General features: G+C 71.3%; 6 protein-coding genes and 1 pseudogene. 3 read left to right on the top strand and 4 right to left on the bottom strand.

Going from position 1 to position 8,584, the window contains the following annotated elements:
• Nucleotides 1-9 precede the first annotated feature (9 nt).
• Complete coding sequence (locus FNH08_RS37215) at nucleotides 10-1,227, bottom strand: serine hydrolase domain-containing protein (protein WP_407704525.1); 1,218 nt, start codon at nucleotides 1,225-1,227, stop codon at nucleotides 10-12.
• Nucleotides 1,176-2,594, bottom strand: coding sequence for a multidrug effflux MFS transporter (locus FNH08_RS37210; protein ID WP_152775942.1), 1,419 nt, complete (start codon nucleotides 2,592-2,594; stop codon nucleotides 1,176-1,178). Before FNH08_RS37210 ends, FNH08_RS37215 begins: the two co-directional genes overlap by 52 nt.
• An 82-nt stretch (nucleotides 2,595-2,676) precedes the next feature.
• Here FNH08_RS37210 and FNH08_RS37205 point away from each other — a divergent pair, with 82 nt between their 5' ends.
• Nucleotides 2,677-3,723 carry a Gfo/Idh/MocA family protein gene (locus tag FNH08_RS37205; RefSeq protein ID WP_152775941.1) on the top strand — a complete coding sequence of 349 codons (1,047 nt, stop codon included), beginning with the start codon at nucleotides 2,677-2,679 and terminating at the stop codon, nucleotides 3,721-3,723.
• On the opposite strand, the gene FNH08_RS37200 is transcribed toward FNH08_RS37205, so the two are convergent.
• Nucleotides 3,710-5,380 carry an alkaline phosphatase D family protein gene (locus FNH08_RS37200; protein ID WP_152775940.1) on the bottom strand — a complete coding sequence of 557 codons (1,671 nt, stop codon included), beginning with the start codon at nucleotides 5,378-5,380 and terminating at the stop codon, nucleotides 3,710-3,712. The two genes, FNH08_RS37205 and FNH08_RS37200, sit on opposite strands and share 14 nt — an antisense overlap.
• A 133-nt stretch (nucleotides 5,381-5,513) precedes the next feature.
• Between FNH08_RS37200 and FNH08_RS37195 the strand changes: the two genes are divergently transcribed.
• Nucleotides 5,514-6,266 (top strand): SDR family oxidoreductase, encoded by a 753-nt coding sequence (locus FNH08_RS37195; protein WP_152775939.1) that lies wholly within the window; start codon nucleotides 5,514-5,516, stop codon nucleotides 6,264-6,266.
• A gap of 292 nt (nucleotides 6,267-6,558) precedes the next feature.
• Here the strand turns inward: FNH08_RS37195 and FNH08_RS37190 are convergent, their stop codons facing one another.
• Nucleotides 6,559-7,797: a D-alanyl-D-alanine carboxypeptidase family protein gene (locus FNH08_RS37190; RefSeq protein ID WP_152775938.1), complete on the bottom strand. Its 1,239-nt coding sequence runs from the start codon at nucleotides 7,795-7,797 to the stop codon at nucleotides 6,559-6,561.
• A gap of 329 nt (nucleotides 7,798-8,126) precedes the next feature.
• On the opposite strand from FNH08_RS37190, the pseudogene FNH08_RS37185 reads away from it, so the two are divergent.
• Nucleotides 8,127-8,584 (top strand): annotated as a pseudogene (locus FNH08_RS37185) (ABC transporter permease); the annotation flags it as partial.

Raw genomic sequence — 8,584 nt, 5'->3', positions numbered from 1 at the left:
GGCTCGCCCTCAGGCCCCCTGAACCGCCCGCGCCATCCGTGTCCCCGCCCGTGCCCTCACCCGGTTGTCGGGACGCGTGGGGCGGCGCGGATGCACCGTGTTCGCCAGCAGGACGAGGAAGGTGTCCGTGGCCGGGTCCAGGACCAGCGACGTTCCCGTGAAGCCCGTGTGGCCCGCCGCCCCGCGTCCCGCCAGCTCGCCCATGAACCACGGCTGGTCGAGTGCGAGGCCCAGCCCCGGTGGGGTGAGCATGAGTTCGACGAGGTCGGGGCCGAGGATGCGGGCGGGCCCGTACGACCCGCCCGAGAGCAGCGCGCGGCAGAAGACCGCCAGGTCCCGGGCCGTGGAGAACAGGCCCGCGTGGCCCGCGACCCCGCCGAGGGCCCAGGCGTTCTCGTCGTGGACCTCGCCACGGAGCATGCCGCGGTCCGTCTTCGCCCACGGACGGCGCTGGTCCTCCGTGGCCGCCGCGCCGGGGCACGGGCCGAAGGCCGTTGACGTCATGCCTAAGGGGCGTGTGATGCCGTCCCGGATCAGGACGTCGAGGCCCCGGCCTGTGAGGCGCTCCAGAACGTGTTGCAGCAGGAGCATGTTCAGGTCCGAGTAGCGGTACATGGTCCCCGGCCGCGTCGTCGGCGTCTCCGCGCGCAGCATCGCCAGGCGGGCCTCGTCCGTCGGGCAGTCGTACAGCGGGAGTTCGGGACGCAGACCCGACGTGTGGGTGAGGAGCTGGCGTACGGTCACACCGTGCTCGGCCGCGCCCGTGTAGTCCGGCAGGTACGCCCCCACCAGCGCGTCGATCCCGAGGGTGCCCCGCTCCAGTTGCTGGACCGCCGCGACCGCCGTGAACAGCTTGGTGAGGGAGGCCAGGTCGAAGGGGGTGTCCACGGTCGCAGGGACGCGGTCCTCGGGCGGGAGCTCCACCGCCGTTTCCCGCTTCTCGTCGTACGACGCGTACCGCACCGCCCAGCCCGTCGCCTCCTCCACCGCGACGACAGGGCCGCGCCCCGCGATCACGACGGCGCCCGCCGCCCAGGGGCGCGCTCCCCCGTCCAGCGGCCCTTCAGGCCCTTCCGGCCCTTCCGTGCAGGCCCGGATCTCGTCGACGAGGTGGCGCAGTTGGCCGGGGTCCAGCCCGGCCCGTTCCGGTGTGCCGTCCCGCAGTCTCGGGGCGCTCAGCGTTCTTCCCCCAGGTTCTCGGCTGCTCGTGTGGTCCAGGGGCGGCAGAGTGCCACGAAACAGGCGACGGCCACCAGTACGGCCGCCAGTTGGACGACGGCCATCGGGACGGCGGTGTCCTCGCCCGCGATCCCGACGAGCGGCGAGGCGATCGCGCCGATGAGGAACGTGGACGTGCCGAGCAGCGCGGACGCCGAACCGGCCGCGTGCCGTACGCGCATCAGCGCGAGGGCCTGGGTGTTGGGCAGGGTGATGCCCATCGCGGTCATGAGGACGAACAGCCCCGCCGCCATGGGCCAGAGCCCCACCTCGCCGAAGGTCCCCGTCGCCATCAGCAGCAGCGCGACCGCGGCCAGCGTGATGATCGTCAGGCCCGTCGCCAGCACCCTGTCCAGGCCGACGCGGCCGACCAGGACCTTGCCGTTGATCTGGCCCGCGATCACCAGGCCGATCGAGTTGACGCCGAAGAGCAGGCTGAACGTCTGCGGGGAGGCGCCGTAGATCTCCTGGATCACGAAGGGGGACGCGCTGATGTACGCGAACAGCGCGGCGAACGCGAAGCCGCCCGCGAGCGTGTAGCCGGTGAAGACCCGGTCGGCGAGCAGGCCGCGCATCGCGCGCAGGGCTTCGCCCACGCCTCCCTTGTGCCGTTCGGCGGGGGCCAGGGTCTCGGGGAGCCGCCACCACACGAGGGCCGTCAGCGCGAGCCCGAGGAAGATGAGGAGGACGAACACGCCCCGCCAGTCCGTGACCCGCAGGATCTGACCGCCGATCAGCGGCGCGACGATCGGCGCCACCCCGGAGATCAGCATGAGGGTCGAGAAGAAGCGGGCCATCGCCACACCGTCGTACAGGTCGCGGACCACCGCCCGCGCGATCACGATCCCGGCCGCCCCCGCGAGGCCCTGGAGGAGCCGGAAGGCGATGAGGAACTCCACGGTGGGCGCGAGGGCGCACAGCGCGGTGGCGACGATGTAGACGGCCAGTCCGGCGAGGAGGGGCCGTCTGCGCCCCCAGCGGTCGCTCATCGGGCCGACGACCAGCTGGCCCAGCGCCATGCCGGCGAGGCAGGCGGTGAGGGTGAGCTGGACGGTCGTGGCGGGCGCGTGCAGGGAGCCCGTGACCTCCGGCAGGGACGGGAGGTACATGTCCATGGCCAGCGGGGGCGTGGCGGTGAGACCGCCGAGGAGGAGGGTGACGAGGAGCCCGGTGCGGCGGAGGGCGCCACGGTCCGGTCCGCTCGACGGCGGCGGGGGCTTCCCGGCCGTGGCTGCGACCGTGCCTGCGGCTGCCGCTGTGGCTGCGGCCGTCGCTGCGGCTCCGGTCGTGCCCCCTGCCGGTTCCACCACCGCCGTGGTCGGTATGCGCCCCTCCGGGCCTTCCTGGTCCCGCGTGGTACGGCCACGCTCGGGCATGTGCCCCTCCCTCTCCGTTCGGTCCGCACCTATGCTCTCAGTTCGAACGCGATGTTCGGGGTCACAGATCAAGGGGTGGGACATGGCCGGCCAACCGGTGCGATGGGGAGTCCTGGCGACCGGAGGGATCGCCGCGGCGTTCACCGCCGACCTGGTGGACCTGCCGGACGCCGAGGTCGTGGCGGTGGCCTCGCGGAGCACCGAGTCGGCGAAGGCGTTCGCGGAGCGGTTCGGGATAGCGCGGGCATACGGCGAGTGGGGCGCCCTCGCCGAGGACGAGGACGTGGATGTGGTGTACGTCGCCACGCCCCACTCCGCGCACCGGGCCGCCGCCGGGATGTGCCTGGAGGCCGGGCGGAACGTGCTGTGCGAGAAGGCGTTCACGCTGAACGCGCGGGAGGCAGGGGAACTGGTCGCGCTGGCGAAGGAGCGCGGCAGCTTCCTGATGGAGGCCATGTGGATGTACTGCAATCCGCTGGTCCGGCGCCTGGCCGGCATGGTGCGCGACGGGGTGATCGGTGACGTCCGCACCGTGCAGGCGGACTTCGGGCTGGCGGGTCCGTTCCCGCCCTCGCACCGGCTGCGCGACCCGGCGCAGGGGGGCGGCGCGCTGCTGGACCTCGGTGTCTATCCGGTCTCCTTCGCCCAGTTGCTGCTCGGGGAGCCCTCGGACGTGACGGCGCGAGCGGTGCTCTCCGACGAGGGCGTCGATCTGCAGACGGGTGCGCTGCTCTTGTGGGAGAGCGGTGCTCTCGCCTCGGTGCACTGCTCCATCGTCGGCGGTACGTCCACGTCGGCGTCGGTCACGGGCTCGCAGGGCCGTATCGACGTTCCGGGCGGCTTCTTCTTCCCGGACCACTTCGTGCTGCACCGCGACGGCCGCGACCCGGAGACCTTCCACGCCGACCCTTCCGCGGGCCCCCGCAACAGCCTCAAGCACGAGGCCCGCGAGGTCATGCGCGCCCTCCGCGCCGACGAGACCGAGTCTCCCCTGGTCCCTCTGGAGGGCACCCTCGCCGTGATGCGGACGCTCGACGCGATACGGGACCGCGTCGGCGTCCGCTACCCGGGCGAGGACGGCCCCCGCAGTGGCCGGGAGGAGGCCGAGCCGGTGGCTACGCCGGCTTGAGCCCCGGGTCCCCCGCCTCCGTCACGAAGGACGCGACCGTGGTGAGCGCCGCCCCCGGGGTGGTCACCGCGGTCAGGGTCTTGAAGTCGGCCCGTGCGGCGTCGGGGTCGAGGGCGACGGTCACGTATCCGCGCCGCCCGTTGTAGAACTTCATGTGCGGGTTGGCCGCCATGTACGTGTCCCAGTTGGCGGGCTTGTCCGAGCCGTTGCCGCCGCTGGTGATGGACGTGGCGACGATCTCGGTGCCGACCGTCCGGGAGGAGCGGTCGTCGAAGTCGCGCTTGATGTCGAAGGCGTAGCCGACGTGCACGTCACCCGTCAGGACCACCAGGTTCTCCACGCCGGCCGCCTCGGCGCCCGCCAGCAGCCGCTCGCGCGAGCCCGGGTAGCCGTCCCAGGAGTCCATCGAGACCGTGTAGTTGCTACCGGTGGTGCTGCGGCGCTGGGAGAAGGTGACCTGCTGCGGGACGACGTTCCACACGGCCCGCGATTTCTGCCAGCCGTCCAGCAGCCAGCGCTCCTGGGTGGCGCCGGTCAGGGTGCGCGAGGGGTCCTCGGACTCCGGGGTACGGGGCTGCCAGCCGTCACCGTTGGCCTGGTCGTCGCGGTACTGGCGGGTGTCGAGGATGTCGAACTGCGCCAGGCTGCCCCACTGCAGGCGGCGGTAGAGCTTCATGTCGGGGCCGTCGGGGCGCTGCGGGCGGCGCAGCGGCTGGTTCTCCCAGTACGCGCGGTACGCGGCGGCGCGGCGCAGCAGGAACTCCTCGGGCGGGTTGCCGTTCTCGTCGACGTCACCGGCGTAGTTGTTCTCGGTCTCGTGGTCGTCCCAGGTGACGACGAAGGGGTGCGCGGCCTGGGCGGCCCGCAGGTCGGGGTCGGTCTTGTAGAGGGCGTACCGCAGGCGGTAGTCCTCCAGGGTGATCGTCTCGCGGTTGAAGACGGCGGGCAGCGTGCGGTCGGTGTACCTGCGGTTTCCGCCGACGGAGTTCACCGCGTACTCGTAGAGGTAGTCACCGAGGTGGAAGACGACGTCGACGTCGTCCGCCGCCAGGTGGCGGTACGCGGTGTAGTAGCCGTCGTGGTACGCCTGGCAGGAGACGGCCGCGAAGGCGAGCGGGGCCGCGCTGCCGTAGCGGTTCGGCGCGGTGCGCGTACGGCCCGTCTCGCTGATCCAGTCGCCCACGCGGAAGCGGTAGTAGTACACGCGTCCGGGCTCCAGGAACCCGATCTCGACGTGCACGGCGTGGTGGAACTCGGGGTGGGCGGTGGTGGTGCCGCGTCTGACGACGCGTCGGAAGCGCTCGTCGTGGGCGAGCTCCCAGCGCACGGTGACCCGTTCGGCGGGCAGTCCGCTGTCGGCCTGGTACGGCGACGGGGCGAGCCGCGTCCACAGGAGCACGGAGTCGGAGAGCGGGTCGCCGGAGGCCACGCCGAGGGTGAACGGGTTCTCGGTGATCTGGGCCGCGTCGAGTTCGGCGGCGCTCGCCACACCGGCGGTGGGCAGGTTGGTGGCGAAGGCGAGCGCGGCGGCGGCACCGGTGACGGTGAGGAAGCGGCGGCGCCCCAGGTGACGCGCCGCGGCACGGAGTTCGTGGTCGTGCCGCGAGGTGTCGGACTGCGAGGGGGTGTGCGGTGGCTGATGGGCTGCGGGTGTCATCTGGCCCTCCCCTGACGGTAGTTGTACGAGGCATTGGAGTGGCCAGGGTCAACGACCGCCTGTCACGTACACAACAGTCAGATGTCGGACAGGTGAGTTCCGCATGGCGGACCCTCGCTTACGCTGCGATTTCATGAAGATTACTCAAACGAAGATCGCGATCGTGACAGGCGCGGGCTCCGGCATCGGTCGTGCCGTGGCGGAGGAACTTCTGCGGACGGGCTGGTCAGTGGTGCTCGCGGGCCGCCGGGAGGAGAAGCTGGCCGAGACCGCGGCCGGTCACCCCGAGGCACTCGTCGTCCGCACCGACGTCTCACGGCCCGATGACGTGGCCGCCCTCTTCGCCGCCGCACACGACCGGTTCGGGCGGCTCGACCTGCTCTTCAACAACGCGGGGACGTTCGGGCCGGGCGGGGTGCCCGTCGAGGAGCTGGACCACGCGGCCTGGCGGCACGTGGTGGACACCAACCTGAACGGGGCGTTCCTGTGCGCCCAGGCGGCGTACCGGCAGATGAAGGAGCAGGACCCGCAGGGCGGCCGGATCATCAACAACGGCTCGATCTCGGCGCACGCGCCCCGCCCTCACTCGGTCGCCTACACGACGACCAAGCACGCCCTGACGGGCCTCACCAAGTCGCTGTCACTGGACGGCCGGCCGTACCGCATCGCCGTCGGCCAGATCGACATCGGCAACGCGGCGACCGACATGACCGAAAAGATGCAGCGGGGGGTGCCCCAGGCGAACGGGCAGCTCGCGGCCGAGCCCGTGATGGACGTGGCCGACGTGGCGCGCACGGTACGGCACATGGCGGAACTGCCACTGGAGGCGAACGTCCAGTTCGCGACGGTCCTGGCTACGACGATGCCGTACGTGGGCCGGGGGTAGGCGCTTCACTCCGCCCCACACCGCGTCACTCCGCCCCACACCGCGTCACTCCGAGCGGCGGAACCCACACAAGTGGAATGTAAAACTCCGTACCGTTTGGACACCTGGTGGGCTTATGCTCAACACTCCTCCACCAAAGCTTCACACTTGGAGCACGAGGCTTCCGCAGTCCACACCGAGGGGGATGGCGGCGGTCGTTCCATGGTCCGTATGGGGGTGGATCTCGCGTGGGACCGCGAGGAAGCACCGGACCGTGGAACGACCGCGCCAAAACCGGCGGTCGGCCCGCGGTTCAGCGCCGGTGCCGACCGGCTGCCCGGACCACTTCTTCGCCACTACCGCGGCTGCGGGTGCGGGTGCGGTTGCGCAGCGCGTACACCCCGGCCGCCAGCAGGGCGGCGGTTCCCGCGGCGCCCTCCGCCAGTCGCCACGGTGAGGGATCGGCGGCGCCCGGAGCGCCGGCCCCCGCCTCTTTCGCCGCCTTCCGCGTGGGCGCGCCCGTGGACTCGCCCGTAGCCGCTCCTGTGGTCCCGCCCTCGCTCACCGGCTTGACCAGTGTGCCGACCGGCTGGGCACGTCCGGCCGCCCGGAAGCCCCAGTCGAGCAGCGCGGCCGTCTCCTCGTACACACCGTTCCCGGCGGGCTTCGGATGCAGGACGGTGACGAGGAGGGTGCGGCCGTCGCGGGTGGCGGCGCCGGTGAAGGTGTTGCCCGCGTCGGTGGTGTAACCGTTCTTGACGCCGATCAGACCGTCGTACGTGGGCATCCCCCACGCGCCCGTCAGCAGGCGGTCGGTGTTCTGGATCTGGAAGGTCTTCCTGCCGCCGGCCGGGAAGTCGGCCGTCTTCGTGGAGCAGTAGGCACGGAAGTCGGCGTTCCGCAGCCCCTGGCGGGCGAAGAGCGTCAGGTCGTACGCCGACGACAGCTGCCCCTCGTGGTCGAAGCCGTCGGGGCTGACCACGTGGGTGTCCAGGGCCTGGAGGTCCTTGGCCCTGGCCTGCATCTGGGCGACCGTCCGGGCGACGCCGCCGTTCATGTGGCTCAGCACATGCACCGCGTCGTTGCCCGAACGGAGGAACACGCCCTGCCACAGCTGTTCGACGGTGTACGTGAGGCCGGCCTGGATGCCGACGAGACTGGAGCCCGCCGGGATGTCGGCGAGGTCCGCGGCGGTCACCGTGTGCGTCGCGGTGCGCCGGAACTTGGCCAGAACGGTGTCCGCGAAGAGCATCTTCAGCGTGGAGGCGGGAGCCAGGCGCTCATGGGCACGGTAGGAGGCGAGCACCTCACCGCTCTCCTGGTCGGCCACCAGCCAGGCGCGGGCCGTGACGGCGGGCGGCCTGGAGGCGCCGCGCACCTGGACGCCGTCGCGGGCGAGCCGTTCGCCGCCGATGGCGACCGCGGCCGAGGCGGGCCCGGCCGCCACCATGGGCAGGGCCGCGGCGAGACCGAGGCCGAGGGCGGCGCGCCGGGACACCTGGGCGGTACGCGGGCCGGCGGCACTCGGGGGATGCGATGAGGTTGCGCGCATTCGGGGAACCGTACAAGGCGATCCATGGTCACCGACAAAGGCATGGCAAAAGCCGGGTCATGGCCGAGTCACAGAAAGGGCAAAGAAAAGCGGAACTCCGCCGGGGTGGCCACAGCGGCGGGCCCGGCAACACCGTCCGGGACGTCACCCAACAGGGGTTTCCTGGCAGTACGCCCTCGACTGCCTGAGAATGGACTGTCTTATGGAAATCTGATTTCGGACGCCGATTTCTCAGCTCGCGCACACTCTTTCCTTATGTGCCCTCAAAGGTTCTTCCCTAGCTTGTGGCAGCGCCCACAGCGGGCGCCAAGAACCTTTCGAGGAACGGGATGTTTGGCATCTATCTCAAGCGCGAGCTGAGCCGGCGCAAGAAGGCGGCCCTGCTCGTCGCCATGGGTCTGGCGCTCGGAATCGCACTGGTCATCACCGTCAACTCGGTGTCGGCCGGTATGCAGCAGGCACAGGACAAGGTCCTGAAGTCGCTCTACGGACTCGGCACCGACATGACGGTCACCAAGGCCCGCGAGGCGCCCTCCGGGGACGACCAGCAGAACGGGCCCCGGTTCGAGTTCGACGCCGGCTCGGACGAGGACGAGCAGCAGAGCTCGGACCGGGTGATGACCCAGGGCGGGCAGACCCTGAAGTCGTCGCTGGTCACGAAGGTGGGCGAGCAGAAGGGTGTTGCCTCCGCGGTGGGCGCGCTGAGCCTGAACGTCACCAAGGTCGACGGCTCCTTCACCCAGGGCAAGGCACAGACCGACAACTCCGCCTCCCAGCAGCAGGGCGG

The sequence above is a fragment of the Streptomyces spongiae genome, assembly GCF_009377185.1.
GTDB classification, from domain to species: domain Bacteria; phylum Actinomycetota; class Actinomycetes; order Streptomycetales; family Streptomycetaceae; genus Streptomyces; species Streptomyces spongiae.
The sequence above is the reverse complement of the archived record's forward strand: the minus strand, read 5'-3'. Positions and strand labels throughout refer to the sequence as shown.

Coding starts and splice junctions, on each gene's coding strand:
- FNH08_RS37200 (WP_152775940.1), bottom strand. CDS start 5,380: ATGACACCCGCAGCCCATCAGCCACCGCACACCCCCTCGCAGTCCGAC.
- FNH08_RS37210 (WP_152775942.1), bottom strand. CDS start 2,594: ATGCCCGAGCGTGGCCGTACCACGCGGGACCAGGAAGGCCCGGAGGGG.
- FNH08_RS37190 (WP_152775938.1), bottom strand. CDS start 7,797: ATGCGCGCAACCTCATCGCATCCCCCGAGTGCCGCCGGCCCGCGTACC.
- FNH08_RS37205 (WP_152775941.1), top strand. CDS start 2,677: ATGGCCGGCCAACCGGTGCGATGGGGAGTCCTGGCGACCGGAGGGATC.
- FNH08_RS37195 (WP_152775939.1), top strand. CDS start 5,514: ATGAAGATTACTCAAACGAAGATCGCGATCGTGACAGGCGCGGGCTCC.